Genomic DNA, 26,556 nt, shown 5'->3' on the forward strand with positions numbered 1-26,556 from the left:
CAGTAGAATAGTAACGGGGAATACCATTCAGTCACCAACTTGGTTGGGTATAGAATATGGGGGGAATCCAAATGCGTAATCCATTAGTACCGTTCGCGGCGATCGCAGTCATCGCCATCATCGCTATGATTTCATTGTCTTACTTTGGGGTCGATCAGGTGAAGGAAGCTCGCAAAGGGCCGTCAACTGCAGAAATGAAGCCAGAAGACTTGTTTGCATCTAAAGGATGTACAGGATGTCACGGTGGAAACTTAGAAGGCGGCGTTGGTCCGAACTTAACAAAGATCGGCGCGAAGCTGAAAGAAGATGAAATCAAGGACATCGCAATGAACGGTAAAGGGCAAATGCCTGGCGGTCTTGCGAATGACGAAGAAGCAGCTGTTCTAGCTAAATGGTTAGCTGCTAAGAAATAAGAACAAGAGCATCTATCTCGTTACGAGATGGATGTTTTTTTATGGGCGGATGGTTTCTTTTTTACTGTAAATCCGCTATTTTAAAAGAGAGTTTTTCGGAAAATAGGAAGGATGAAGAAGATGCAAATGAACGTCGTATTGGATCAACGACTCCAAAAAGTCGTGTCGTATATTCCACAAGGAGCCATCCTTGCAGATATTGGTTCGGATCATGCATTCGTACCGTGTTTTTGTATCCAACAAAATAAAATCGAACGCGCCATCGCGGGGGAAGTGAATGAAGGACCGATGGAAGCCGCAAAAGGACAAGTGGCACTTGTAGGACTCGAGTCCCAAATTGATGTCCGTCTCGGGAGTGGTCTATCGGTATTGAAACCGGGAGAAGCGACAGCAATCACGATCGCGGGAATGGGTGGAACATTGATTGCCTCAATCCTTGAAGAAGGGAAAGATCGATTGTCGGGAGAAGAGCGTTTGATTCTACAACCGAATGTCGATGCAGTCGATGTCCGAAACTGGTTACTCGCACATTCGTATGCCTTATTGTCAGAAGCCATCGTCGAGGAGAACGGGAAGATCTATGAAATTCTTGTTGCAGAACGTGGAGATGAAACACTGTACTCAGAGGACGAAACAACACGACAATGGGAACTCTTCTTTGGTCCTCAGTTGATGCGAGAGCGAGCGCCAGAATTCATTGCAAAGTGGCAAATGGAAAAACAAAAACGTCAGTATATTTTGAAGCAGATGAAACAAGGACAAACTACGGAAATCTTATCTGAAAAAATCATAGCGATCGAACGATTGATTCAAAAGATGGAAGAGGTGACAAGCTGATGGCGAATGGGAATTATGTCATTGAGCAGTTTGAAGCATTCGCTCCGAAAAAATTCGCGCTCGAGGGTGATCCGATCGGTTTGCATATTGGAACGTTGAACAAGGACGTAAAACGTGTGCTCGTGACACTTGATGTCTTGGAGTCTGTCGTTGATGAAGCGATTGAAAAAAAGGTTGATCTCATCATCGCGCATCATCCACCGATTTTTAGCAAGTTAGCGAATGTGACGGATCGTTCCGCAACAGGACGCATCGTCACAAAATGTATCAAGCACGATATTGCGGTGTACGCTGCGCATACGAACCTTGATGTGACACCAGGAGGGGTCAATGATTGGATGGCAGAGGCAATCGGTCTTGAGTCATGTGAAGTTCTCGCCCCCACATTTGAAAATACGCGCTACAAGTTGAGCGTTTTTGTACCAACAGAAGCTGCAGAGCGTGTCTCGACAGCACTTGCAAAAGCAGGAGCCGGGCAAGAAGGGGATTATAGTGACTGCCAGTTTCATGTCAATGGAACTGGGCAATTCCGACCGTCGCCTGAGGCTACGCCATATATCGGTGAAGCGAATCAACTCGAGCGGGTTTCTGAAGTCCGAATTGAGACGATCGTGACGGAATTGGATCAGAAACAAGTCATTCGAGCGATGAAGCAGGCACATCCTTACGAAGAGGTAGCCTATGATCTCATAAAGCAGGAACGTCCGGCAGCGCCACTTGGTCTCGGACGGATAGGTCGATTGCCGAAACCCATGACGTTGCGAGCATTTGCAGAGCATGTTCGGACGGTGTTTGGTGTTCAAAACTTGCGTTTCGTTGGAGACGAATCACGGGAGATCAATAAAGTCGCTGTTCTCGGTGGCGATGGGAATAAATATGTCTCGACAGCAGCTTTTGCCGGAGCCGATGTACTTGTCACGGGTGATCTCTATTTTCATGTCGCCCATGATGCGATGGCACTTGGACTAGCGGTCGTTGATCCCGGACATCATGTAGAGTCGGTCATGAAGGAAGGCGTCGTCAACGAATTGAAGCGTCGATTCGAACAGAAAAAAATCGACGTCGAACTGCTGATTTCAACAGCGAATACGAATCCGTTTCAGTTTTTGTGAGGCAACGAATCGAGTACGCTAAGGGTATCTTTTGAGCAGTAAAAAACCGAGTCGCGAATGATAATCGCGACTCGGTTTTGCTGTATCGATTGTTAGGATTAAAGTACTTTGACTTTAGGCAAAATCCGTCTTAGTTCAAGGAATGGTGTCTTGTCATGCGTACTAATATCAGTAGGATCATATTGTTGTAAGAAGTCGATGACTTTTTTCGTGATCGGTGTTGGCGTCGATGCACCTGATGTGACGCCGACTTGCTGTACACCTTCAAGCCATGATAAATCAAGCTCCGTTAAATCGCCGATTCGATGTGCAGGAGTTCCTGCGATATCAAAGGATACCTGTGCCAAACGGTTCGAGTTGTTCGAACGTGGGTCACCGACGACGATGACGAGATCACAGTCTCCTGCTTGATCTGCTACCGCTTCTTGTCGGACTTGTGTTGCGTTACAGATTTCATTGTGTACTTCCACATGCGGATATTTTTTCCGAACGTGTTCCATCAAAGCTTGGACATCCCATTGACTCATCGTTGTCTGGTTCGTGACGATGATTTTTTTATGAGCAAGCTGAGGAGGAAGTTCATCGATATCTTCGACTTTTTCGATGAGGTGAACATGTTCCGGCGCTACGCCGACGGCACCTTCAGGCTCCGGATGACCATGTTTGCCGACGTAGATGACTTCATAATCATCCGCGACGACTTGACGAATCAAATCGTGCGTACGCGTCACGTCAGGACACGTCGCATCGACGACGTGTAAGTTCTTCTCTGCAGCACGAGCATAAACAGCAGGTGAAATACCGTGTGCTGTAAAGATGACCGTTCCCTTTTGAATCGTCTCTAAGGCTTCGAGGCGATCAGGACCATCAACAGTGATGACGCCCATGTTTTCGAACTCACGTGTAACGTGAGCATTGTGGACGATCATCCCTAAAATATGGATCGGGCGTGGCAAATCTTTATTCAATGCCGCTTGTTGTGCAAGTTTCATTGCATCGACGACACCGTAACAATAGCCGCGGGGGCTGATTTTTTTTACTAGCATAGTTATGGATTCTCCCTTTGTGAAAAAGAATGATTAGTTAGAGTGTACCATTGATTGAAGCTGAATGAAAATAGAGGAGTCTGTTTCATCCACAGAACATGCTATACTAATGAAGTTGTCAATTATTCAAAAGGGAGGCGAAGGGATGGAGTCTAAGAAAATGATGCGGTCGTATTTTTTTCAAATCACCGCTGTCTTATTCATCCTGATTTGTCTTGTCATTTCAGCGCTTGCCTTCACTGCGGACCGGGTCACGATTTCCCGCGTTGAGCAACAAACAGAGAAACAGAGCGAGAAGAGTGTCGAGGTCTCAGGAAATGCGATTCGCGACAATGTCGGGAATCTGCATGAAGAAATCATGAGCTTGCAGTTGAATGTCAAAAACCCTAAAAAGTTGAGTCGGAAAATTGAGGAGTCTAAATTGTTAGACATTGATACAGGGTTTAAAAGTCTCTTTTATTTTGACCGAAAGACGAAACAAATCACCTGGTTCTCAAGCGATGATCGTCGAGTGGAGAATAGTACCATCCTAAAAGACGATGATTTTGTGCAAACGTTGACGAGTACGGATTTTCATATGAGCAAGCTATATACAATGGAGTCAGATGCTGTCACGTACATGTTCATCCCGATTCGAGACGGCAATGAGCGTGTCGGAGTCTTTGGTGGTGGATTAAGCATCATGAATTCGATTGTTTTTCGAAATTCACTTGAATCGTTCGACGATCAGACCATTGCTTACCTTTTCAATAGTAAAAAACAATTGTTAGCCACATCCAGTAATCTCGTGACAGATGAAGAGCGCGTATTATCGAGAAGTGTGGTTGACCGTGCTTTTAAATCGCTAGAACCTTCCGAGATTTTTAGTACGAATCAAGATATGTATTACTTTGCGAAAGATTTAAAAGTGACGGATTGGAAAATACTCGTTCGAACGCCGCGAAATGTTTTTTATGAACCGGTCTATACGACACGACAACAATATTTGATCATCGCGGCTTTAACGCTTGTCCTCAGTCTAATTGTCGGCTATTTGATGTCGAAGCAGTTGACCGCGCCGATGCTTGAACTTGTAAATAAGATCGAGAAAAGCACCTCGCCCAAACCGATCGTTCTTGAGCGAGCGGGATCTAATGAGGTCAAGACACTCGTTGCCGCCTATAACGAGTATGCACAACGGATGGAAAATGCGCGTCTTGAGCAATTGAGTCAGCAACAAACGATGTTACATCAAGAAAAATTAGCATCACTCGGTCAATTAGCAGCAGGAATCGCACACGAAATCCGTAATCCATTGACGCCTGTTAAGATGACCTTACAGTTGTTAGCGACGGAAAAAGATCGTAATGCAGAAATGCTCGTTCTTGCTTTATCAGAACTCGATCGGGCGAATGGTATGATTCAAACGATGCTCGATCTGTCAAAAGGTGAGAACAATGCGCTTCGAAAAACGACGATTGATATGAATGATTTAATGAAGAAATTGACATATATCCTCGAAGCTGAAGCGCATCATTACGAGGCGGACTGCAAGATTTATACACCATCCTTTATGCCGAAGATTTATGCGTCAGAAGAGGGGATCTTGCAGATTTTAGCAAACTGTGTCCGAAATGCCCTACAAGCTGTTGCGTTTAAAGGACCGGACGGCATATGTCATCTGCATGTCCATGTCTATCCAGAAGAGGTCGTCTTCATTGTTCAGGATAACGGAATCGGTATGGACGGAGATCAAATCGAACATGTCGGTCAAGCGTTCAAAACATCGAAAGTCGACGGAAATGGACTTGGGATCTTCATGTCGAAACAAATCGTCCGTGATCATAAAGGGAAAATGATCTTTGATAGTAAGCCGGGCGTCGGTACGACGATTCAAGTTCACTTGCCACGAAAGGAGCAAATGGAATGAAATTCAATAAGGCCTGGTTATTCGTCCTGATTGTCTGGATTTCATCCGTTCTGTTCATTTCCAACTTGTTCGTCAATCCAGATCCTAGTCCACAACGTCATCTCGTTGGATTTACGATCGTGAATGATAAGCATGAGTTCGCACAACGGCTCGTAGATGCGTTCAAGACACAAGCCAAACTGAATAAATACGAAGCGGTCGTCACGACTTCCCATAACTCACGCATCAATGAACGGGAGCAGATTCAAGAGTTCATTCGGATGAAAGTCGATGCGATCTTCGTGACGACACTAGATGACGTCTATATCGCTAATGCATTAGAAGAAGCGGCTCGTGCCGGGATTCCGGTTTTTGCCATCGATCGATTGATCCGCTCCGATGCAGTGGTCAGTTCAATCACTTCAAATAATCAATTGATCGGGGAGCAGCTTGCATCATTCATTAAACACGAACGTATCAAGCAGACGGGACGAGCTACCGCCAATATCATTGAAGTCGCAGGGACAGCAAACGTCAATACAACCAATGAACGACACCGAGGATTTTTGACCGGTCTTGAGCGTGAGCCGGAACTTCAGATTGTCGAATCCGTGAATGGGGATTACGACCCCATCACTTCAGAAAAGGTTATGACGCAGGTGATTGAGTCAGGAATTCCGTTTGATGCCGTCTATTGTCATAATGACGATATCGCGCTCGGTGTCCTCGAAGCATTGAAAAAAGCAGGCATCAAAGGAAAAATAATTGTCGGCATAGACGGGAATCGTGCTATATTAGAAGCTGTTGACATGAAATCGATGGATGCGACGGTCGTCCAGAGTGCTGATGAGATGATGAAAGTCGCCTTCAGTGCATTGAAGCTTCATACGAAAAACAAAAAGATTCCAAATCGTTTTTATACGTACTCCTATCTGTATGACGGTAGTAGACCCATAACCATGTTGAACTAATCGAGAGGCAGATGCCTCAGCAAATAAGGAAAGGACGGTGTCAATTCATGAATGGATTCAGCCATTATCAATTACACCCGTTCGTCATCGAAGCACTCGATGACGCCCGCATCACAAAACCGACCGACATTCAGTCGCGGATCATCCCAGCTGCAGTAAAGGGGCGCGATATCATCGGTCAATCACAAACAGGAACAGGAAAAACGTTATCGTTCCTTCTTCCAATCGTTCAAAACGTCGATCCGAAGCTCCAAGAATTACAGGCGATCATCGTTGCTCCGACGCGTGAACTTGCATGGCAAATTCATGAAGAACTGAAATCATTACTCGTGAAGGAACCAGACTTCATCAAAACGAGTCTTATCACAGGTGGAATGGATCGCGAACGTCAAATCGGTCGTGTGAAAGTCTCACCACAAATCGTCATCGGAACACCGGGACGTATTTTAGACCTATTCAAAGAACAGGCTTTAAAACCGCATTTCGTGAAGCACTACGTCATCGATGAAGCGGATCAAATGCTCGATATGGGGTTCTTGCCAGAAGTTGACCGGATCGCTCAAGCTCTTCCTGAACAGCTGCAGATGATGGTCTTCTCAGCAACGATTCCTGAGAAATTACAACCGTTCTTGAAAAAATACATGAACAACCCACGTTACGCCCATGTGGATCCGAAACAACAGACAGCGAAGAAAATCGTTCACCATACGATTCCGGTCAAGCATCGTGAGCGCTCACAATTGACGTTGAAAGTCGCGAAAGCACTGAATCCGTATATCTGTCTAATCTTTACGAACACAAAAGCAGAAGCAATCGAAGTCGAAGCTTTGTTCCTAGAAGCAGGATTGAATGTTGGTTCCCTTCACGGTGATCTCCCGGCTCGTCGCCGGAAACAAGCGATCAAGGAAATCAACGATGCGAAGTATCAATATGTTATCGTGACGGATCTTGCTGCACGCGGAATTGATATTTCAGGCGTCTCACACGTCATCAACCATGGTATCCCAAAAGATTTAGACTTCTACGTCCACCGTGTCGGTCGGACAGGTCGAGTCGATCAAGATGGATTGGCCTACACACTGTTTGAAGACCACGAAAATGGTATGATCAATCGCTTAGAGGATCGTGGCATTCAATTCACGAACGTCGATGTCAAAGGCACTCAAATCGTTGAGGTCAAAGAACGTCGTCGTGCGAAGCCACATATGAAAACTGCTGTCTCGAAGACAGCGCATAGCCGCCTTTCGGGTGAAGCAGCAAAAGCGAAAAAACGCGTTAAACCAGGTTATAAGAAGAAGCATCAATATAAGCTGAAAGAAACAGCAAAACGTGAACGCATCAAAGAACAACGTGGTGTCGGTCGCGCGCAACGTAAAGAAAACGCACGCAAATCCAAATAACACCATCGAAGACACCCGTAAAATGAAAAAACATTTTTCGGGTGTCTTGTCGTTTTCAAGATTTGGTACACTGTAAAAAGAGAAAGGTGGAAAAGAACATGAAAATAGGTTCACACGTCTCCGTTTCGGGGAAAAAAATGCTGTTAGGTGCAAGTGAAGAAGCGGCATCTTATGGTGCAACGACAATGATGGTTTATACAGGGGCACCTCAAAACACACGCCGTAAGCCGATGGAAGAGTTACGGATTCCAGAAGCATTACAACATATGAGTGCTAATGGAATAGAGGAAATCGTCGTGCACGCGCCGTATATCATCAACTTGGGGAATACGACGAAACCCGAGACATTCGAACTCGCGGTTTCGTTTTTAGGAGCCGAGATCAAACGAGCAGAAGCTCTAGAGAAAGCACGACACATCGTATTACATCCTGGTGCGCATGTCGGTGCTGGGGAAGAAGTCGGAATCAAACGGATCGTCGAGGGACTCAATGAAGTGCTGACAGGTGACGAACAGGTCAAGATCGCACTTGAGACGATGGCTGGAAAAGGATCAGAAATCGGAAAAACCTTTGAGGAACTTGCTCAGATCATCGAAGGCGTCACACATCATGATCGTCTGTCCGTCTGTCTTGATACATGTCACGTGCATGATGCGGGATACGATATCGTGCACGACCTAGATGGTGTTCTCGAACAATTCGACCGAATCGTCGGACTGGATCGTCTTGGTGTCATCCATGTGAATGACTCGAAAAATATCCGCGGTGCGCGGAAGGACCGTCATGAAAATATTGGTTTTGGTGAGATTGGATTTGATGCGTTACATCGTGTGGTGCATCATCCTGCACTGGCTCATTTACCAAAAATCTTAGAGACGCCATACATCGGGCTTGATCCGAAGAAAAAAGTGGCACCGTATAAACAAGAAATCGAGATGTTACGTTCAGGTGCGTTTGATGCGGAATGGCGTCTACCGATTCTAGGAGCACCGGTCGAATAACTCATAAAGGGGTGTCTGTGATGTGTCATATACTCGTCGTTGATGAGACTTGTTTTGCGATACGACAAGCTGTTGTCCACTATTACGAAACAAAAGAACCGTTTTATTTGCCGGCAGAACTGGCGGAGGGAGAAGAAGTGTTTCTTGCGACGACTGATGGAATCATGGCGTATGCAGAAGCCTTGTTCACGGAGTATACGACACGTCCAGAAGATCCGTTTTGGTTGACCGCTGCTGACGATTTAGAAGGATCTTATGTATGTCTTGATCTCATCAGTGTGGATTTACGTCATCCGTTACTTGGACGACCGCTCGATCAACTCGGGATTAAAACCGGACCAGTCGAAGGCGCGTTTCGCACACGTCTACTTGATTCATGGCAGTATGGGTATTTCGAAACCGATGTGCAGACACTCGAACAATCTAAACAACGTCGAATCGAGCGCTTCAAGGAGCGAAATCATCTAGAACAAATTGCGCGTCAATGTGTTCATTGTGAGGAATCTAGGCAGTCGTTACTCGAATGGCATTTGACATCAGAAGGATACCAGACGGTGTGTCCGACATGTCACCGGTGGTTACATCAACGGATGTTGCATGCTATGGATACGGCGGCGGCGACGGAAGAGAGTGAGTAAAGCTTTTTCTATTCAAGCAGAGCTCGCACGACTGATCATCCAATCATTAAAACCTTAAAAGAATCAAAAAAAACAGTTCTCTATCTGCGCTGGCAGTAAAGAGAACTGTTTTCATTTAGATTAGAAAAAGCGTTCTACTAAAAATAGATAGATTTTCATCCCAAGGAAGACACCAAAGATTCCGACGACTGCTGGAAAAACGGGGGGGGCAGGAATCGGCAGTTTCAGTGCGGTGAACACGACTCCGCAGATGACGCCGGCTAGAAGGGATAACAAGATTTGCTGAAGCATACATTTCGTCCTTTCTGCTGTAAATCAGTATTTAAAGTAAAGTATATCTTAAACGTCATGTGGCATTTTGATCAAGAATGACTTTGTCCTCCTTCTTTTCGATAGTGATCCACTTTTGTGTCAATGGAGCTGTAAAACTAGGTTTTTGTTTTAGTTTGCCGCTCGTATAGTCTTGAATCAGCAATTGTGATTCACAACTCTGTTTTCCGTCTTTGACATAATGATAGGATCCGTCTGCTGCCTGCTCGCGTGACTTCACATTATCAGCAAGAGCGAGGGCAAGACAATCCTTTAAATACTCTTTATGTTCTTCGTCCATAATCGGGAACAAGATTTCAATCCGTTTTCGCATGTTGCGTGTCATCCAGTCCGCGCTTGATCCATACATCAAATCCTGCCCGTTGTGATGGAAGTAGAAGATGCGTGAATGCTCCAAGTAACGATCGACGATCGAAATGACGCGAATGTTCTCCGAAACATCTGGAATGCCAGGACGCAGACAACAGACACCACGAACGATAAGTTCGACTTGTACACCGGCGCGCGATGCCTTGTAGAGCCGTAAAATGATGTCTTTCTCCGTTAAACTATTCATCTTGGCGACGATTCGGCCGTTTCCGTGTTTTTTATGATGATGAATTTCTTCGTCAATCAATGACAGGAACTTCTCAAGCATCGCGTTCGGTGAAGTTTGAATGACATTCCATTCCGGTTGTTCTCCATAACCGGATAACCAGTTGAAGAAGTTCGTAGCATCTTCGGCGATTTCTTCTCGAGCCGTCAATAATCCGACGTCCGTGTATAGTTTCGCCGTCGAATCATTATAGTTGCCGGTGCCAAGATGGACGAAACGCTGAATCTTTCCTTCGTGGAGTCGGACGACGAGCGTGATCTTCGAGTGTGTCTTTAAATCACTATATCCGTAGATGACATGAGCGCCGGCTTTTTCCAGCTGCTTTGCCCACTCGATGTTCTTCGCCTCGTCGAATCGAGCTTTGAGTTCGACGAGGACGGTGACCTGTTTCCCGTTCTCGGCTGCTGTTTTTAAGGCTTTAATGATTGGTGAGTCACCAGATACGCGGTAAAGGGTTTGTTTGATGGCAAGGACGTTCGGATCATTAGCCGCTTGGACGATGAATCGGACGATAGGATCAAACGTATGATACGGATGATGCAAGAGATAGTCGCGTTCCAGTAATTGCTTGAACAGATTTTTTGAACTATCGAGTGCGGGTGGATCGACCGGCATGATCGTCTGATAGATCAAATGATCATATTCAACACCGATTTGACTGTAGAAGGCGAAGGAGAACGTCAAATCAATCGGACCATTCACAGCAAAGATATCGCGTTCCTGCAAATCAAGTACATCGCGTAGCATGTTGACTAGTTCAGTATTGATGGCAGCTTTTTGGACTTCAAGTCGAATTGCTACCCCCCAACGCCGTTTTTTTAATTCCTTTTCAATTAACTTCAATAAATCGTGTGTGCCTTCTTCATGAAACGGAAGGTCGGCATTCCGGGTGATCCGAAATGGCATGGCAGACAACACGCGATAGCCTTTAAATAAACTGTCAATGAAGGCGATGATGACGTCTTCGAGTAAAATGACAGCCGTCGTCTCGTCATCTTCTACCGGTAAATCGACGAATCGCGGTAAAACAGCAGGTACTTGTACGAGTGCCAAATTTCGTTTCGTCCCGTCTTCTGCTTCAAGAACCGTTGCGATGTTAAGCGATTTTGAAGACAACATCGGGAACGGACGATAGGCATCGACAGCAACAGGCGTGAGTACCGGAAAGACTTGTTCACGGAAAAAGGATTTTACATAGGTCGTTTGTTCTGAAGTCAGGGCGTCGTATTTTAAGAATGTAATGCCTTCATCTGATAACGTCTGATTGATTGCTTGAAATGCTTCGTATTGCCGATCGACTAACTCTTTTGTTTTCAACGCGATCGCACGTAACTGTTGTTTAGGTGTCATCTGTTGTTTATTTTCCGGTTTATTGAACCCGGCGAGCACTTCATCCTTTAAGCCACCGACCCTTACCATATAGAACTCGTCTAAATTTGAACTAAAGATACCGAGAAACTTAAAACGTTCCATTAATGGATTGCGTGTGTCAAAAGCTTCACCCAGTACACGTTCGTTGAACTGGAGCCAGCTGAGCTCACGATTATTGAAATGTTCCGGTATGTCGAGCTTCATGAAGGAAGATCTCCTTTCGTTTCGAAGGTAATCGTACAATCAATGATTCGTTCCAGGTGTTTCTTTTGTTTTTCGGCTTTTTCGACTTCAAATCCATAATCATGATCGCCTGTATCGAGGACGAATTGGAGTTGGTCCTTTTTAAGGAACAGTTCCAAATGATCGACAGCTTTTCGTTCCGTCACGTCGAGGGCATGGCTTAACTTGAGTAAAGAACCGAGTAAGTCGAAACGGTCCAGTGATTCTTCCGTGAACCATTCTTTGAATGGCTTTGCGAGTTGTTGCATCCGTTTCGCTGAAGAATAGGAGCTGACAAGTGAGAGCGCAACGCGATCCTTGTGCGTCATGCCATTCATTTCGGTGTTCGTCAACAAATAAAACGTCTGGTCTGATCGCGTATCCGGATTAATGTATTGACCGCAATAAAACAAACGACTTGCGGAATCGAGGAGGCGTAAATCGGACGCTCGTTCTGATACCAGGTCTAACGTGACGAGTTGACGGTACATCGATTTAGCAAGTGTTCCGATATACGACGCACGATCACGATTGACCTTATAATCACTTTCAAGCTGATAGAGGCTCTGCTCACGTACGTTTTCAATCCGGCGGTATGCTTCGTCCTGCACGTCGAACTCGTAAACAAGACCTTCACGAAGACCGAGATTGCTCATGATGAATTCTTCCGCTTCGATGTGTTGAGCTAACCCTTGGATCGCAATCAATGCCGGCAGGAAAATATCGATTCGATCCTTTGATAACCCTTCGATTTTCGATAGCTGTTTCGCTGATTTCCCTTCCAGATCATCGACCATCTTCGCGAGTTCCTTCGCCTTGATTTGATATTGATGAACGCTCCGAAGCGGATAATCCTGATTGGATTGATGGATACGAACGAAGTTTCGGGCAGAACCACCGACACCGATTAAAGGAAGCTTTTTATCACTTAGCCATGGTATCGATTCGAATTGTTCCCGTAAGAATTTCATCAACTTCTTCTTATCACTTGCACTAAGTGTCTCGTCGGAAACGAATTGCCGTGTCAATGTGACGGCGCCAAATGGAAAGCTATGATACGCTACCATCTCGCGATTTTCGATCAAGGTGACTTCCATGGAACCACCGCCGATGTCGACAGAAAACCCATCTGTCAGAAAGGTCGAATTGATGATAGCAAAATAACCATAGTATGCTTCTTGTTCGTCTGTTAGAACCTGAATGGAAAAAGGTGTGTTTTCAGTAACGGATTTAACAATTGCTTCTCGATTCGTCGCATTACGAATAGCAGCGGTCGCGACACAAATCGTCTCCTCGACCTCATGGGTGACACCGACTTCGTAAAATCGATGTAACGTTTCTTCGAGTAACGAGATGCCTGCGTCGTCAAGTGCTCCGTCTTTATTGATATGAGCAGATAAACGCGCGACGACTTTAATGTTAATCTTCTCGATGTAACGACCAGAAGCGATCGGATGGAAGATGACATAACGAATTGAGTTGGAACCGATATCGATGACTGCAAGTTCTTGTTTCAAGTGACCTCGACTCCTCTCTGCGATGCGTGCATTAAAAGATTTCCCTTCCTGAACAAGCCGGAAACAGCTAGTTTCTGTCTTTATTGTACCTTGATTTTTTTCAAAGGAGGATAGGAAGTTGCTAGAGTTGCACCAATAATTAGCGAACGCTATAATAAGACAGTTGGTTAAGACGTAATTATTCCGTTTTATGAAAACGGAAGGAGTGAAAATAAATGGAAACACCAATCATCGAGATTGATCAAGTCAGCTATGATTATCCGGATCGCCGGGTATTGAATCAAGTTTCGTTTCAGGTTCAACAAGGACAATTCTTAGCAATCGTCGGGGAAAATGGATCTGGGAAATCGACGCTGATCAAATGTATCTTAGGTTTATTGCAACCGAAAGGAACGATTCGCTTATTCGGACAACCCCAATCGCAATTCAATGAATGGTGGCGAATCAGCTATGTCTCGCAAAAAGCAGCTTCGTTTAACTCGGGTTTCCCGGTAACTGTCGCAGAAGTCGTCGAGATGGGGTTGTATGCTAAAAAAGGACTTTTTCGTCGTTTGTCACGCGATGATCGAGACAAAGTACGGACTGCCCTTGAAACAGTCGGGATGTGGGAACGCCGTGATTCAAAAGTCGGCGACTTGTCCGGCGGTCAACAACAACGCGTCTTCATCGCGCGTGCGCTCGTCAACGATCCAGACTTAATGATTTTAGATGAACCAACTGTTGGTGTCGATCAGCGATACGTGAAAGAATTTTATGAAATTCTTGAAGAACTGCGTCGAGATAAACGGCGAACGTTCGTCCTTGTGACACATGATATCCATTTCGTCAGCAAACTCGTCACGGATGTCATTCATTTGGTCGATGGACGCTTAGGTTGTAACTGTGGCATTAAAGAGTATTGGGAACTAGATGAACAGACGATCCGCTCCCTCTATCCAGTTCCGGGACGTGTCCTCGTTCACGAAGGGAAGAGTGTCCAATGATCGAAGCATTCATGACGTTGAAATTTTTACAGTATGCTTTAGTAGCTGCCATTTTAATTGGATTCACGGCCCCATTGATTGGCTCGTTCGTCGTCGTCCGGCGGATGAGCCTGATCGCAGATGCACTTTCGCACGTCACGTTAGCTGGGATTGCACTCAGTCTCTTGATTTCTGGTATGGTCGCGCAATTAGCGGACTTAAATCCACTGTACTTAGGAATCGTGACGTCGGTCATCGCGGCATTGACGATTGATTGGTTGCGCGCTAAATATAAGCATTTTCAAGAACTCGCGATTCCGATCATCATGGCAACAGGGATGGGGCTCGGTGCGACATTCATTAGTCTTGCGAACGGCTTTTCAATGGATCTCGTCTCCTTCTTATTTGGAACGGTTTCGGCTGTTGCCTTAACGGATGTGTACACGATTCTTATCGTGACGGTCGTGGTCGTCATCTTCGTCTTTGCCTTTTATAAGGAATTGTTGTTCCTCTCATTTGACGAGGAACAGGCACGTGTCTCGGGAATTCGACTTCGTTTAGTTCACATTCTCTTTATGATTGTCGTTGCGCTTGTGATCGCGATTAGTATGCGAATCGTCGGAATTTTACTTGTCTCAAGCTTAATCACGTTGCCGGTTGCGGCAGCACTTCGAATTGCTAAAAGTTTTAAGACGACGATTTTTTTAGCTATCATCTTCGGTGAGATTGCAACAGTACTTGGACTCATCCTGGCTTATCAGTTTGATTTAGCACCCGGCGGAATGATTGTCCTACTTGCCGTGCTCGAACTGATCATCGTCATGCTGTTAGAACGTTTTTGGATAGGAGGTAAAACACATGAAGACGAACATCGAACAAGCGCGTGAACGAATGAAGGCTTCTGGGTTTAAAATGACGCCGAAACGTCTGGATTTGCTATCGTATCTGTTTGAAGTGAATCGGTATGTCAGTGCGCGGGAAGTGGCAGAAGCTCTCCGGATGTCTCATCCTTCGTTAAGTTATGATACGATTTATCGAAACTTGAATGATTTTTCGGAAATCGACTTATTAGAAGTGACGGAATTAGACGGTGAGATGAAATATCGGGCTGCCTGTGCTTCCGGTCATCACCATCATCATTTGATATGCCGAATCTGTGGCAAGACGGAGACGTTGAATGTCTGCCCGATGGAGTGGATTTCACCCGCTCAAGAGACTGGTTTTGAAGTCGAAGATCATAAATTCGAAATCTATGGACGTTGTGCGAATTGTCAACGCTTGACGTCTTAAATAGAAGGGAACGTCCATTCGGGACGTTTCTTTTTTGTTTTTATACGACTAGTCCTGATTAAAACGGGAATAGTCGAACAGAGGTGATGAGATGATGATTTATGATACACAGGAAGCACGACAAATTGATGAGTGGGCACGGACATCTGGGCTACCGCTCGAGGTGTTAATGGAGCGAGCCGGAAGTCAGATCGCAACACAGATTAAAACGCGCCATTCGAAGGCAGAACGAATACTGATTTTGTGTGGAACCGGTAATAATGGTGGGGATGGTTATGTCATTGGTCGCGAACTGATACGTGACGGATTCGATGTCACGCTATTCACTCCGTTTGGAAAGAGTCGTTCGGATAGTGCGGCGATTCATACTCATTATGCAGAAGCGTTCGGACTTGTAGCCGAAAAACCATGTGGTCGATATGATGTCATTTTGGATGCCTTATACGGTACTGGATTTGATCCAGGTCGGATTAATCCGGAATTCGAGGCGCAGTGTGCATTCGTATCGGAACAAAAGCAGCAAGGAGCACGCATCTATGCAATAGATGTTCCGAGCGGTGTGCCGACGGACCATACTATAGGATTCAAAGAGATAGCGATTCGAGCAGATGCGACATTTCAATTGCATGCGATGAAACGATCTACCTTTTTGATACGGACGGCACCGTTTTATGGAGAATCAGAAACGCTAGATATCGGATTACCGGCTTTTGGTGAATGGCGCGTCTCACCGAAGGATCTGGCTTCCTTGTTTAAGCGGGGACCATACGGTCACAAGGGGACATACGGAACGGCATTATTGATTGGAGGAAGTGACACGATGCCGGGATCCATCCAACTCGCGACGCGGGCAGCCTTAAGAACGGGAGTCGGTAAACTACAAGTCGCGACGACGTCACTTGCGAAACAGGGGATCATCGTTCAAGCACCGGAAGCGATGGTCATGGACCAGACGTTACCGGCGATTCAGAACGTGCTATCTTCCATATCAGCAGTTGGAATCGGTCCTGGTTTATCGCAAGAAGTAGCCGAAACATGGGTGGATCATCTACTTGAAAGTGATCTACCGGTAGTGTTAGATGCCGGAGCACTAATAAAAGAAAGTTACCCAGAACGAACCGCGCCGATCATCGTCACACCGCATATTGGCGAATTCGCTCGGATGACGAATCAGACTGTTGCAAGTATTCAAGATGATCTATTCGGTCAAGCAACTGAGTATGCCGTCTTGCATCAAGTAACTGTCGTTTTGAAATCCCATGTCATTTTAATCGCTAAACCAGATGGAGGTGGGTTTGTCATCTCTGGTGCATCGAGTGGTCTCGCAAAGGGAGGGAGCGGGGATACCTTGTTTGGAATTTTAACGAGTCTCCTTGCGCAACATCCATCAGGAGATGTCGAAAGAACGCTAGCGCTAGGAGCAGAGTGGTATGCGCGTGCTTCAAAACAAGTTGAACGACGATTACATCCAAGTAGTTTGTTAGCAACGGATGTCATCGAAGAGTTAGGACAATTTGGGTTATAGGACAATAATTGTTAGAGAAAAGTCTTCCGCGACACGTATGAGGGAAGACTTTTCTTTTTAGGAAAGAATTGACACGTTCAATACGTTAGGAGTATCATCAAGCGATGTCGAAACCTATATACGAAAAAACTAATGGAAAGGAGGGAAATACATGGAGGACATTGTTCGGAAACAACAATGGTGGATCGGAAATTTTGCCCTTTTCATGATGCTTGTTGGCGCTTTAATCATTTATACGACGACGGAAGAGACGATAAAGAATGCATATTTAAGTCGTTCTGTCATTATTTCATTTTTAGTCCTCATGGGGATTTTTATTTTTTATATCAGTCGTCGTAAGATGGACGTGGTGTTGCAAACCCACTTATTGTCCTTGATGTTGCTCGTTGTTCCAATCACTTCGATTGGTTTTTTACCTTATGCGGCGGTCACCGTTTGGGTTAGCAGTTTTTTGTTTTTAATGATCGCTTTGATTTCGTATCAACGAATCATGATGTGGTACGCCATCATCATTGCCATCGCAACTAGTTTTTACGTCATGTGGAATGCCGATACCGTGACGGTGAAAATTGATCCGACTGATCATTATGGACGAATTGGCATGATTATAATTGGTGTTTCCATCGCCCTTGTCATCAATCACTTGCATATCCGTAATTTAAATCGTTTGAATGATTTGGCGATACAACTACACGATACGGCACGCTGTGACGAAGAAACAGGTATTTTGAATCGTCAAGGATTGAACGAAGTCGATTTCCCAAGACCTGAAAAACAGCTCATTTTTGTCGGGATTCATTTAGAAAATTATTATGAGTTGGCACGGTATTTTGGAGAAGACATTCAGTCACAAGTGTTACGGGCATGTATCGAACGGCTCAAGCGAAAACTACCTCCATATCAAGCGTTTGCTCGAATCGAAGCAGGAACGTTATTGATCGTCATGGAAAAGCCGGACAAGGTGGCATGTAAGGAAGTGATGGAAAAATTAAGTCAAGAAATTTCCATACCTTACGAAATCGAAGGGCATCATGTCTACGTCAACATATCCATCGTCATCGATAATGGAGAAGGGGCGACGGACAATCGGAAGCGTCGAGTACAGCAGTTATTGACTGCGCTACAGGAAGCCGCTCAACAAAATGAACGTGTGATGTGCATTGACCAAGCCTGGCGAAAGGATCAAGAATTGCGAGTCAAAGCAGCACAATCATTAGCACAGGCTAATATTGAAACGGACTTTCACCTCGTCTATCAATTGCAGTACGATGTTCGATCAGAGCAATTCATTGGTCTTGAAGCATTGGTTCGCTGGAAGACCTCGTTGCAAGGAGCTGATCGACCATCCGTCTTCATCCCGATTGCTGAAAAAAGTGACTTGATGATTCGTCTAGGAGAATGGATTTTTGAGGAAGGGTGTAAGACGCGTAAAGCATTGATCGGTCTCGTTCCGGATGAATTTACCTTATCGGTTAATGTATCGCCACGACAATTGACGAGTGAGTCATTCATGCCATTCATTGAACGAACGCTACTCAAGTATGCACTAAAGCCGCAACAGATTAAGATCGAGATCACGGAAAGTCAGTCGCTTGATTTTGAGAGTCAATCGATTCATCGAGCGCTCAAACGCATCAAAACACTCGATTTTCCAGTTTCTCTTGATGATTTCGGGACTGGTCATGCCTCGTATCACGTCCTCGAACGTTTATTACCGTTACGTCAATTAAAGATTCCAAAGCAATTCATTGAACAAATCGGAGCATCAGAGAAACGACAATCAATTCTTGAGTCGATTTTTCAATTGAGTCAGTCGATGCATGTCGAATGTATCGTCGAGGGGGTAGAGACGGGAGAAGAAGTACGCATTGCCAAAGAAATCGGGATTCATTTGTTCCAAGGCTACTTCTTCGCTAAACCGGTACCACTCGAAGAAATCATCTGTCTACTACAAAAAACGAATGAAGGAACGATTCATTAATCCCTAAAAAGCCACTTCAGTCCGAACCTTTCGGAGAGAAGTGGCTTTTTCATACAGTATTTATGATTGGTACAGTCGATATTGATTTCGACCTTGTGTTTTTGCTTCATACAAAGCAATATCTGCTTGCTTGAAGACCGTTTCAGCGGGATGATGATGAGCGTAAGCAATTCCAGCAGATACCGTGATCGATACAGCATGATCCTGCATGACAAATGGCGTTTGTTGAACGGCTGCCACGATTGTTTCTGCTAAATGAATAGGTTCGTAAAGGTCACAATCTGGAATGATGACGATGAACTCTTCACCGCCATATCGACCAACCGTGATAGGTGCGGGACAATGTTCATTCAATACAATCGAAAAATGGCGCAAGACGGCGTCGCCGCCGGCGTGACCATGCGTGTCATTCACACTCTTGAAGTGATCTAAGTCAAACAAGATGACGCCCCAAGAAGCTCTGTTTTTTTCAAGCGTCGTGACCTTTTCCAAAATGACATGTCAATTCGCAAGCCTTGTTAATTGATCGGTCGAAGCGAGATAGGATTGATAAGAGTAAAGAACAAAATGTTGTTGCAGGAGTAGTGACAAACGATAAAACAAAAAGGCTCCGCCAATCGTTAAGACGAAATAAGGAATATAAATCGTCCTCCAGGCATCTACAGGGGAATTACTCGTAATCAGTCGCCAAAGAACAAGTAGAGAGCCGACTGTCACGATGGCGGTAAAAAAAATATCCTTGCCGTGTAATGAACCGACGACAAATAAATGACAGCATCAAAAAACCGAGTAGCGTCATGACAGAACTAAGTAGGGCATTTATAGAAACGCCATTATCGATTAAAAAACGATAAATCAGAAGCATTAATCCCGTCACTGTGATACTGATGTTATCACCGAATAAAGCGGATAAAGCGAGAGGTAACAAACGCAAATCAATCAGTGCGCCGTTTAAATCGATCGCATGATGCATAAGAAGAATACCGGTGATCCCATTAGCAAAACCAAAATACAGCCGAGTAGATATCATCGAGTCGGGTTGAATCGGTAAACGATCACGAAGCAGATAAAAGGCGAACGTAGAAACGAGAAAAATAATACAAATATTAATAAAAAAGATATTCACTGTAGCAAGCATCATGAAGCACTTCCTAGTTTAAAATTTAAAACGAAAAGCATTGTAAGATATCTCAGAGTTCAATAACATGAAAAAAACAGCCTAATCGGCTGTTTTAACGAATCGGTGCAAATTTTTGAATCTCTTGAACGGCCTCATTCCATGAAGCGACACGAATAACATTATTCGGTACGGCTTTACGGTTATAAGGTGCGTCGAACAAAATCACAGGGATGAATGTATCTTCTGCGATCTGCACAGCATTCTCTAATCGATCTTCCATAAACAAATCGAGTGATAAATCACGGACGACTTGTACTTTGTCGTGTGATCCCGTCATGATTAAGGAATCAAGAGGAAGTTCATGTTGTTTGATCCACTCTTCAGTTACAGGACGAACGAGTTCCGATCGTGCTGTCACGTAATGGAGATCATATTGCTTCCGCAAATTCCATAAGTGGTGGCGAACATGTTCTTGAGGGATGGACTCACGATAAATTCCTGTCTCGTGACCGGAGTTCACCATGTAGTCCCAAAATTCGATTTGATTCATATCCGTATACGTATGCAATTCATATTCAGACGCCTGATTGAAGTCAATCGACGTTCCGAGATGTTTATTCATGTAAGTGAAGCAAGAGGATGGATGTGTGATCGTTCCATCGATGTCGATTCCAATTTTCATTTACAGTCACCCACGTTCTAAGAATTTTTCTTCACTTAGTATAACATAGTCGAAATCGAGATACGAAAAAAGACTCCTCATCAAAGAGGAGCCCTATCTTATACGTGATTTGCTTTTTCGGCTTCTTTTTCAGCCTGTTTTTCGAGGACGATGGCATCGATCTCTTTTTTCAATTCTTCGACCATTGTTGCTTCTGGTACTTTACGAATGATTTCTCCGTGACGGAACAACAATCCTTCGTTGCGAGCGCCGGCGATACCGATATCGGCTTCACGTGCTTCACCAGGACCGTTGACTGCACAACCAAGAACAGCAACTTTGATGTTCGCTTGGATATTTTCGATGTAGTCTTCGATTTCTGCAGCGATCGACATCAAATCGATTTCGATCCGACCACATGTTGGACATGAGATCAATGTCGCCGCGTTGGCTGCGAGACCAAATGATTTCAAGACTTCTTTTGCGACTTTTACTTCTTCGACAGGGTCTGCTGAAAGAGATACACGAACCGTGTTTCCGATTCCGCGTGAGAGGATCGCTCCAAGTCCTGCTGCTGATTTTAATGAACCAGAACGAAGTGGACCCGATTCCGTAATCCCGACGTGAAGTGGATAGTCAAACGATTCAGAAGCAAGTTGATATGCTTCAAGCGCCAACTGAACGTCTGATGCTTTCAATGAAACGATGATGTCATGGAAGTCGAGATCTTCAAGGATCTTGATGTGGTGCAAGGCACTTTCGACCATACCACGTGCTGTCGGATAACCGTATTTTTCGAGAATGTGCTTTTCGAGTGAACCAGCGTTTACCCCAATCCGGATTGGGATGTTTTTCGCTTTTGCTGCCGTCACGACGGCTTCGACTTTTTCGCGGCGACCGATATTACCTGGGTTAATCCGGATTTTATCGACGCCAGCTTCGATTGCCATGAGCGCGAGTTTATAGTTGAAGTGGATGTCTACGACAAGCGGAATGTTGATTCGGCTTTTGATTTCTGCAAGTGCGAGCGCATCACGTTCTTCTGGACAAGCGACGCGGACGATTTGGCAACCAGCTTCTTCAAGACGTAGGATTTCAGCGACTGTCGCTTCGACGTCGTGTGTTTTAGTTGTCGTCATACTTTGGATGATGACTTCATTATTTCCACCAATGACAAGGTCCCCTACACGAACAGGACGAGTCTTAGAGCGATGGACCATTTTCGGCATATCGAAAATCTCCTTTTGTGGCATACCGCCATATTGTTTATGTTTACCTTTTCTATCATATCGAACTATTCCCTAAAAATCGAGAAACAAGAACGAAAATCGAACATTTACAATTGTTTAATGAAAGTAAGGCGTCCGTCAATCCGTCGGACGCCTGATTTTGATACTCATCGAGATTTACGTGACGCGCGGGGTTTCGGGGAACGGGCGATCCATAATGGCACCAACGTGTAAATGAAGTGCCCGAGGATGAGTAAAGCGACTCCCATTTGATGATGCCCCAATTGGTAAAGAAGCATGCCAAGGGGGAAGGTCCATAGATTCGTTGCAACCGTGTAAGGGAACGTCTGACGATATGCCCATGGGCGGGGGAGTAACAGACGAACGAATCCTTTCGTCAGATATGCCATTAAGAGCAAATACAGTAAGACCGCAATAGCGATGAAGATGAAGTGGAGAACGGACCAAATCACGGTTGGAATATTTTTTTGTAAAAAGAAGGAATCGATGATCGTCGTCCATAGTGAAATCCAAGCCAATCCACAGAAATACAAAGAAACATCTGATAGACGAAGTCGTAAAAACGAGCGGTTTGGAATTAATGAAGTTTGTAAGTAATTAATGAGTTGACGTAAAAAAGACAAAAATATCACTCTTTCCGTTGTTTTATAACAGGTTTTTTGGATTGAATATTTGTTCATAAATAAAGGGGTTATTGTAGTGGTACAGATTAATAAAACCTTAACAATTGGATGTCGGGAAAACTGTTTACAAGTTCATTAGACCTTTACATAATAGGGGAGTCGAAAAAATAAACTTTACAAACACATCAATCCACATCAAATAAAGGAGCTGGCAAGATGAACTATGATTTGCAGGAAATGATTTTTACCTTCATCGGTGGACTTGGGATTTTCCTTTTCGGTATTAAGTATATGGGAGATGGTCTCCAAAAAACAGCGGGAGACCGATTACGTTATATCCTCGATAAGTATACGACGAATCCACTATTAGGTATCTTAGCAGGTATCGTCGTCACGATATTGATTCAATCGTCATCCGGTACGACTGTCATCGTCGTCGGACTCGTGAGTGCAGGTCTGATGAATTTACGACAAGCAATTGGTGTCGTCATGGGAGCGAACATCGGTACGACGATCACAGCCTTTATCATCGGCTTCAACGTTAAAGAAGCGGCACTTCCGGCAATCGCCATTGGTGCTTTCTTGATCTTCTTCTTCAATAAAGAACGTGTTCAGTATATCGGACAGATTTTCTTTGGTTTCGGTGCATTGTTTTACGGTCTCACATTGATGGGGGACGGGATGGCTCCGCTCGAATCAAGTGCCTGGTTCCGAGAGTTGACTGTCTCGATGTCGGATAACCCATTGCTTGGTGTATTCGTCGGAACTATCTTTACAGTTCTTGTTCAGTCGTCATCTGCGACGATTGGTATCTTACAGGAGTTGTATGCTGGTGGCATGATCGATATCAAAGCGGCACTACCGGTCTTGTTCGGTGACAACATTGGAACAACGATTACGGCAGTACTTGCAGCACTTGGTGCGTCGATCGCAGCCAAACGGACAGCCGCCGCACACGTCATCTTCAATATCATCGGAACAATTTTGTTCTTGATCGCATTACCAGTGTTCTCAAGCTTCATCGCATGGATTACAGACGCGCTTGGTTTAGAACCGAAAATGCAAATTGCTTTTGCACACGGAACGTTCAATGTCGTCAACACATTGATTCAATGTTGGTTCATCGCACAAATCGCATGGCTCGTTCAAAAAATCGTACCAGGTACGGATACGACGATCGATTCAAAACCGCGTCATCTCGATCAAAACATCTTAAATCAATCTTCTGCGCTTGCCTTAAACCAAGCGAAACTTGAAGTTTTGCGTATGGGTGAGTTCTCAAAAGACGCACTTGCAAAAGCACACCGTTACACGCAATCGCATGATAAAAAAGATGTTTCGGAATCCGAGCAGATTGAATATGCGATCAACTACCTGAATACAGAAGTGACGAGTTATCTCGTAAAAGTGGCGGCACATGATCTATCAGAACGTGAATCAAACGATCATTCGTTATTGATGCACGCCGTCAATGACTTTGAGCGGATTGGTGATCATGTCGAGAATATCGTTGAATTAATCGACTTCCAGATCGTCAACCGGATTCAGTTCACCACATCTGCGAAGCGAGAGCTCGATGAGATGTATGTCCTGACACAAGAAATCGTCGCTTGTGCGATTCGCGCCGTTGAAGAAGACGATGTCACGCGGGCACGAAAAGTTCTTGAACTTGAAGGGAAACTTGATGCACTCGAACGTTCATTCCGTAAACATCATGTACTTCGCGTGAATGCTGGTGAATGTACAGGACAAGCGGGAATGATCTTCGTCGACTTACTTTCAAACCTTGAACGAATCGGCGATCACGCTGTGAACATCACGGATCTCGTCCTTGAACAGCGGACAGCATTAATGAACTAAGCGTAGACGTATTTTAAAACAGCTGATTTCGAAAAAAATGAAATCAGCTGTTTATTTTTTTGAAATAGCATATTGACAAGTTTCGTCACATCTCGTAATCTAATAAGAGTAAGAAACATACATCATGGCGGTGTAGCTCAGCTGGCTAGAGCGTACGGTTCATACCCGTGAGGTCGTGGGTTCGACTCCCTCCGCCGCTACTATTACTTAAGGACCCTTAGCTCAGCTGGTTAGAGCTGACGGCTCATAACCGTCCGGTCGCAGGTTCGAGCCCTGCAGGGTCCATTCAGTAGAGCGCTTCTCGTTGAAAAACGGGAAGCGTTTATTTTTGTTCGCTCGGGGAATAGTAAAGGTATTGTAATAATATTCATACTATAGTAACTAAGGGAGAGCGAAGAGAGATGGAACGTAACCATACGATGATGCAGTTTTTCGAGTGGCATGTAGAGAATGATGGAAAGCACTGGCAACGTTTGAAAGAACGAGCGCCTGAATTGCGTGCTGCCGGCATCACGTCCGTGTGGATTCCTCCAGCATCGAAAGGTCAGTCGGATGAAGATACAGGATACGGCATCTATGATGTCTATGACTTAGGCGAGTTCGATCAAAAAGGAACGGTCCGGACGAAATATGGCACAAAAGATGAGCTAGTCGAAGCAATCGAAGTTGCCCATGAGAACGATATCGCTGTTTATGCGGATGTTGTCATGAACCATAAAGCTGCAGCAGACGAACTCGAGACGATTAAAGTAGTGGAAGTCAATCCAGAAGATCGATCAAAAGAAATTTCAGAAGAGTTTGAAATCGATGCGTGGACGAAGTTTACTTTCCCAGGTCGTAATGGAAAGTATTCGGATTTCGTCTGGACGCACGAATTCTTCAATGGAACGGATTTTGACGCACGCGAAGAAAAAACAGGGATCTTTAAGATTTCCGGAAACAATAAAGATTGGAACAACCAAGTAGATGATGAGTTCGGCAATTATGACTATCTCATGTTTGCAAACATCGACTACAATCATCCGACGGTACGGGAAGAGATGATCCGTTGGGGACACTGGTTCAAGGACACGATCGATTGCCAAGGCTTCCGTCTTGATGCGATCAAGCATATCAACTATGAATTTGTCCGTGAATTCGCGAAATCGATGATGGAAAGCAGCGAAGGCGATTTTTACATGGTCGGGGAGTTTTGGAAGTCAGATCTCGACGATTGCCGTCATTTCCTGGACAGTGTCGACTACACGATCGATTTGTTTGATGTTCCGCTTCATTATAAGTTCCATGAAGCTTCCAAGCAGGGGGAAAAATTTGATTTAACGACATTGTTTGCGGATACGCTCGTCGAGTCGCATCCGACGAATGCCGTGACGTTCGTCGACAATCACGATTCACAGCCTGGCGAGTCGCTAGAATCTTGGGTGGATGACTGGTTCAAGCAACATGCCTATGCAGCGATCTTGTTACGTAAGGACGGATATCCATGTGTCTTTTATGGGGATTACTATGGCGTCCAAGGACCGACCCCTGTCGAAGGGAAAAAAGAGATGATCAATGCCCTGCTCTATACGCGCTATCATAAAGCATACGGAGAACAACAGGATTATTTCGATGATCCGCACTGTGTAGGCTGGGTCCGTCTTGGTGTCGATGAAATCGAGAACTCAGGTTGTGCCGTGTTGCTTTCGAATGCCGACATGTGCGAGAAACGCATGTTCGTCGGTGAAGAGCGTGCGGGTCAAGAATGGTTCGACTATACGAACCATCAAGATCATCCAGTCGTGATCGACGAAGAAGGATTTGGTGTCTTCCCGGTTCCGGGCGGAGGCGTCTCTGTTTTTGCTCCGCAAGAAGTCGAGTGAATCCGAGGGTCTTGACTTGCGTCAACACAGATACTTTTGCTAGTCTTAAAGGGTATTGAAGTTTTCGAAAATAGCACAAAG

At 44.9% G+C, this 26,556-nt stretch carries 24 protein-coding genes and 2 tRNA genes; 17 read left to right on the plus strand and 9 right to left on the minus strand.

Going from position 1 to position 26,556, the window contains the following annotated elements:
* Positions 1 to 71 precede the first annotated feature (71 nt).
* The 3 genes from cccA (at position 72) to HZS85_RS07930 (ending at position 2,362) form a co-directional block, all read left to right on the plus strand.
* Complete coding sequence (gene cccA / locus HZS85_RS07920) at positions 72 to 413, plus strand: cytochrome c550 (protein ID WP_056060134.1); 342 nt, start codon at positions 72 to 74, stop codon at positions 411 to 413.
* 120 nt (positions 414 to 533) lie between these two features.
* Positions 534 to 1,250: a tRNA (adenine(22)-N(1))-methyltransferase gene (locus HZS85_RS07925; RefSeq protein ID WP_214854851.1), complete on the plus strand. Its 717-nt coding sequence runs from the start codon at positions 534 to 536 to the stop codon at positions 1,248 to 1,250.
* Entirely contained in the window at positions 1,250 to 2,362 is a 1,113-nt protein-coding gene (locus HZS85_RS07930) for a Nif3-like dinuclear metal center hexameric protein (RefSeq protein ID WP_214854853.1), read from the plus strand. Before HZS85_RS07925 ends, HZS85_RS07930 begins: the two co-directional genes overlap by 1 nt.
* Positions 2,363 to 2,460: 98 nt before the next feature.
* On the opposite strand, the gene HZS85_RS07935 is transcribed toward HZS85_RS07930, so the two are convergent.
* A complete protein-coding gene (locus HZS85_RS07935; protein WP_214854854.1) occupies positions 2,461 to 3,408 on the minus strand; it encodes a 4-hydroxy-3-methylbut-2-enyl diphosphate reductase in 948 nt (315 codons plus the stop codon).
* Positions 3,409 to 3,553: 145 nt separating this feature from the next.
* On the opposite strand from HZS85_RS07935, the gene HZS85_RS07940 reads away from it, so the two are divergent.
* The 5 genes from HZS85_RS07940 (at position 3,554) to HZS85_RS07960 (ending at position 9,306) form a co-directional block, all read left to right on the plus strand.
* On the plus strand, positions 3,554 to 5,317 hold the full coding sequence (locus tag HZS85_RS07940; RefSeq protein ID WP_214854855.1) for a two-component system sensor histidine kinase NtrB: 1,764 nt from the start codon (positions 3,554 to 3,556) through the stop codon (positions 5,315 to 5,317).
* Entirely contained in the window at positions 5,314 to 6,267 is a 954-nt protein-coding gene (locus tag HZS85_RS07945; RefSeq protein WP_214854856.1) for a sugar ABC transporter substrate-binding protein, read from the plus strand. The genes HZS85_RS07940 and HZS85_RS07945 overlap by 4 nt, the downstream gene beginning before the upstream one ends.
* 47 nt (positions 6,268 to 6,314) lie before the next feature.
* Entirely contained in the window at positions 6,315 to 7,667 is a 1,353-nt protein-coding gene (locus HZS85_RS07950) for a DEAD/DEAH box helicase (RefSeq protein ID WP_023467520.1), read from the plus strand.
* Between the two features lie 98 nt (positions 7,668 to 7,765).
* Entirely contained in the window at positions 7,766 to 8,668 is a 903-nt protein-coding gene (locus HZS85_RS07955; RefSeq protein WP_214854857.1) for a deoxyribonuclease IV, read from the plus strand.
* 20 nt (positions 8,669 to 8,688) lie between these two features.
* A complete protein-coding gene (locus tag HZS85_RS07960) occupies positions 8,689 to 9,306 on the plus strand; it encodes a hypothetical protein (RefSeq protein WP_214854859.1) in 618 nt (205 codons plus the stop codon).
* Between the two features lie 120 nt (positions 9,307 to 9,426).
* Here HZS85_RS07960 and HZS85_RS07965 read toward each other — a convergent pair whose 3' ends face one another.
* The 3 genes from HZS85_RS07965 to HZS85_RS07975 are packed head-to-tail and all read right to left on the minus strand — an operon-like array spanning position 9,427 to position 13,341.
* The gene (locus HZS85_RS07965; protein ID WP_023467523.1) at positions 9,427 to 9,597 is read right to left on the minus strand and encodes a XapX domain-containing protein; all 171 of its coding nucleotides are present in this window, start codon (positions 9,595 to 9,597) and stop codon (positions 9,427 to 9,429) included.
* Between the two features lie 55 nt (positions 9,598 to 9,652).
* The gene (locus tag HZS85_RS07970) at positions 9,653 to 11,806 is read right to left on the minus strand and encodes an RNA degradosome polyphosphate kinase (RefSeq protein WP_214854862.1); all 2,154 of its coding nucleotides are present in this window, start codon (positions 11,804 to 11,806) and stop codon (positions 9,653 to 9,655) included.
* On the minus strand, positions 11,803 to 13,341 hold the full coding sequence (locus HZS85_RS07975) for a Ppx/GppA family phosphatase (protein WP_214854865.1): 1,539 nt from the start codon (positions 13,339 to 13,341) through the stop codon (positions 11,803 to 11,805). Before HZS85_RS07975 ends, HZS85_RS07970 begins: the two co-directional genes overlap by 4 nt.
* A gap of 215 nt (positions 13,342 to 13,556) precedes the next feature.
* Between HZS85_RS07975 and HZS85_RS07980 the strand changes: the two genes are divergently transcribed.
* From HZS85_RS07980 to HZS85_RS08000, 5 genes are all read left to right on the plus strand, one after another.
* Complete coding sequence (locus HZS85_RS07980) at positions 13,557 to 14,324, plus strand: metal ABC transporter ATP-binding protein (protein ID WP_035409184.1); 768 nt, start codon at positions 13,557 to 13,559, stop codon at positions 14,322 to 14,324.
* Entirely contained in the window at positions 14,321 to 15,190 is an 870-nt protein-coding gene (locus HZS85_RS07985; RefSeq protein ID WP_035409182.1) for a metal ABC transporter permease, read from the plus strand. Before HZS85_RS07980 ends, HZS85_RS07985 begins: the two co-directional genes overlap by 4 nt.
* Complete coding sequence (locus HZS85_RS07990) at positions 15,162 to 15,593, plus strand: Fur family transcriptional regulator (RefSeq protein ID WP_214854868.1); 432 nt, start codon at positions 15,162 to 15,164, stop codon at positions 15,591 to 15,593. Before HZS85_RS07985 ends, HZS85_RS07990 begins: the two co-directional genes overlap by 29 nt.
* A 91-nt stretch (positions 15,594 to 15,684) precedes the next feature.
* Positions 15,685 to 17,118, plus strand: a complete 1,434-nt coding sequence (locus HZS85_RS07995; protein WP_251137898.1) for an NAD(P)H-hydrate dehydratase — start codon at positions 15,685 to 15,687, stop codon at positions 17,116 to 17,118.
* 151 nt (positions 17,119 to 17,269) lie between these two features.
* The gene (locus HZS85_RS08000) at positions 17,270 to 19,099 is read left to right on the plus strand and encodes a bifunctional diguanylate cyclase/phosphodiesterase (protein WP_214854870.1); all 1,830 of its coding nucleotides are present in this window, start codon (positions 17,270 to 17,272) and stop codon (positions 19,097 to 19,099) included.
* A gap of 60 nt (positions 19,100 to 19,159) precedes the next feature.
* On the opposite strand, the gene HZS85_RS08005 is transcribed toward HZS85_RS08000, so the two are convergent.
* The 5 genes from HZS85_RS08005 to HZS85_RS08025 form a co-directional block, all read right to left on the minus strand.
* Positions 19,160 to 19,591, minus strand: a complete 432-nt coding sequence (locus HZS85_RS08005; protein ID WP_214854872.1) for a GGDEF domain-containing protein — start codon at positions 19,589 to 19,591, stop codon at positions 19,160 to 19,162.
* A 178-nt stretch (positions 19,592 to 19,769) separates the two neighbouring features.
* Positions 19,770 to 20,240, minus strand: coding sequence for a LytS/YhcK type 5TM receptor domain-containing protein (locus HZS85_RS08010; RefSeq protein ID WP_214854874.1), 471 nt, complete (start codon positions 20,238 to 20,240; stop codon positions 19,770 to 19,772).
* Between the two features lie 91 nt (positions 20,241 to 20,331).
* Positions 20,332 to 20,901 (minus strand): 5' nucleotidase, NT5C type, encoded by a 570-nt coding sequence (locus HZS85_RS08015; protein ID WP_251137900.1) that lies wholly within the window; start codon positions 20,899 to 20,901, stop codon positions 20,332 to 20,334.
* A 98-nt stretch (positions 20,902 to 20,999) separates the two neighbouring features.
* The gene (ispG, locus tag HZS85_RS08020) at positions 21,000 to 22,109 is read right to left on the minus strand and encodes a flavodoxin-dependent (E)-4-hydroxy-3-methylbut-2-enyl-diphosphate synthase (RefSeq protein WP_035409173.1); all 1,110 of its coding nucleotides are present in this window, start codon (positions 22,107 to 22,109) and stop codon (positions 21,000 to 21,002) included.
* A gap of 167 nt (positions 22,110 to 22,276) precedes the next feature.
* A complete protein-coding gene (locus HZS85_RS08025) occupies positions 22,277 to 22,762 on the minus strand; it encodes a hypothetical protein (RefSeq protein WP_214854876.1) in 486 nt (161 codons plus the stop codon).
* A 207-nt stretch (positions 22,763 to 22,969) separates the two neighbouring features.
* Between HZS85_RS08025 and HZS85_RS08030 the strand changes: the two genes are divergently transcribed.
* The 4 genes from HZS85_RS08030 to HZS85_RS08045 all read left to right on the plus strand — a co-directional run bounded on the left by HZS85_RS08030 (position 22,970) and on the right by HZS85_RS08045 (position 26,475).
* Positions 22,970 to 24,613: a Na/Pi cotransporter family protein gene (locus HZS85_RS08030; protein ID WP_214854878.1), complete on the plus strand. Its 1,644-nt coding sequence runs from the start codon at positions 22,970 to 22,972 to the stop codon at positions 24,611 to 24,613.
* 126 nt (positions 24,614 to 24,739) lie between these two features.
* Positions 24,740 to 24,813 (plus strand) — tRNA-Met (locus HZS85_RS08035).
* A gap of 11 nt (positions 24,814 to 24,824) precedes the next feature.
* Positions 24,825 to 24,898 (plus strand) — tRNA-Ile (locus HZS85_RS08040).
* A 116-nt stretch (positions 24,899 to 25,014) separates the two neighbouring features.
* Complete coding sequence (locus tag HZS85_RS08045) at positions 25,015 to 26,475, plus strand: alpha-amylase (protein WP_214854879.1); 1,461 nt, start codon at positions 25,015 to 25,017, stop codon at positions 26,473 to 26,475.
* The last annotated feature ends 81 nt before the right edge of the window (positions 26,476 to 26,556 follow it).

This window comes from Exiguobacterium sp. s130, assembly GCF_018619055.1.
In the GTDB taxonomy this organism is placed as follows: Bacteria; Bacillota; Bacilli; order Exiguobacteriales; family Exiguobacteriaceae; genus Exiguobacterium_A.

Excerpts from the sequence above, each read along its gene's own strand:
- HZS85_RS07935 (WP_214854854.1), bottom strand. The coding sequence starts at position 3,408 with ATGCTAGTAAAAAAAATCAGCCCCCGCGGCTATTGTTACGGTGTCGTC.
- HZS85_RS07995 (WP_251137898.1), top strand. The coding sequence starts at position 15,685 with ATGATGATTTATGATACACAGGAAGCACGACAAATTGATGAGTGGGCA.
- HZS85_RS07925 (WP_214854851.1), top strand. The coding sequence starts at position 534 with ATGCAAATGAACGTCGTATTGGATCAACGACTCCAAAAAGTCGTGTCG.
- HZS85_RS08010 (WP_214854874.1), bottom strand. The coding sequence starts at position 20,240 with ATGATGCTTGCTACAGTGAATATCTTTTTTATTAATATTTGTATTATT.
- HZS85_RS07945 (WP_214854856.1), top strand. The coding sequence starts at position 5,314 with ATGAAATTCAATAAGGCCTGGTTATTCGTCCTGATTGTCTGGATTTCA.
- HZS85_RS07980 (WP_035409184.1), top strand. The coding sequence starts at position 13,557 with ATGGAAACACCAATCATCGAGATTGATCAAGTCAGCTATGATTATCCG.
- HZS85_RS07960 (WP_214854859.1), top strand. The coding sequence starts at position 8,689 with ATGTGTCATATACTCGTCGTTGATGAGACTTGTTTTGCGATACGACAA.
- ispG (WP_035409173.1), bottom strand. The coding sequence starts at position 22,109 with ATGCCGAAAATGGTCCATCGCTCTAAGACTCGTCCTGTTCGTGTAGGG.
- HZS85_RS07970 (WP_214854862.1), bottom strand. The coding sequence starts at position 11,806 with ATGAAGCTCGACATACCGGAACATTTCAATAATCGTGAGCTCAGCTGG.
- HZS85_RS08015 (WP_251137900.1), bottom strand. The coding sequence starts at position 20,901 with ATGAAAATTGGAATCGACATCGATGGAACGATCACACATCCATCCTCT.
- HZS85_RS07955 (WP_214854857.1), top strand. The coding sequence starts at position 7,766 with ATGAAAATAGGTTCACACGTCTCCGTTTCGGGGAAAAAAATGCTGTTA.
- cccA (WP_056060134.1), top strand. The coding sequence starts at position 72 with ATGCGTAATCCATTAGTACCGTTCGCGGCGATCGCAGTCATCGCCATC.
- HZS85_RS08045 (WP_214854879.1), top strand. The coding sequence starts at position 25,015 with ATGGAACGTAACCATACGATGATGCAGTTTTTCGAGTGGCATGTAGAG.
- HZS85_RS07985 (WP_035409182.1), top strand. The coding sequence starts at position 14,321 with ATGATCGAAGCATTCATGACGTTGAAATTTTTACAGTATGCTTTAGTA.
- HZS85_RS08000 (WP_214854870.1), top strand. The coding sequence starts at position 17,270 with ATGGAGGACATTGTTCGGAAACAACAATGGTGGATCGGAAATTTTGCC.
- HZS85_RS07990 (WP_214854868.1), top strand. The coding sequence starts at position 15,162 with ATGAAGACGAACATCGAACAAGCGCGTGAACGAATGAAGGCTTCTGGG.
- HZS85_RS07930 (WP_214854853.1), top strand. The coding sequence starts at position 1,250 with ATGGCGAATGGGAATTATGTCATTGAGCAGTTTGAAGCATTCGCTCCG.
- HZS85_RS08030 (WP_214854878.1), top strand. The coding sequence starts at position 22,970 with ATGAACTATGATTTGCAGGAAATGATTTTTACCTTCATCGGTGGACTT.
- HZS85_RS07940 (WP_214854855.1), top strand. The coding sequence starts at position 3,554 with ATGGAGTCTAAGAAAATGATGCGGTCGTATTTTTTTCAAATCACCGCT.
- HZS85_RS07965 (WP_023467523.1), bottom strand. The coding sequence starts at position 9,597 with ATGCTTCAGCAAATCTTGTTATCCCTTCTAGCCGGCGTCATCTGCGGA.
- HZS85_RS07950 (WP_023467520.1), top strand. The coding sequence starts at position 6,315 with ATGAATGGATTCAGCCATTATCAATTACACCCGTTCGTCATCGAAGCA.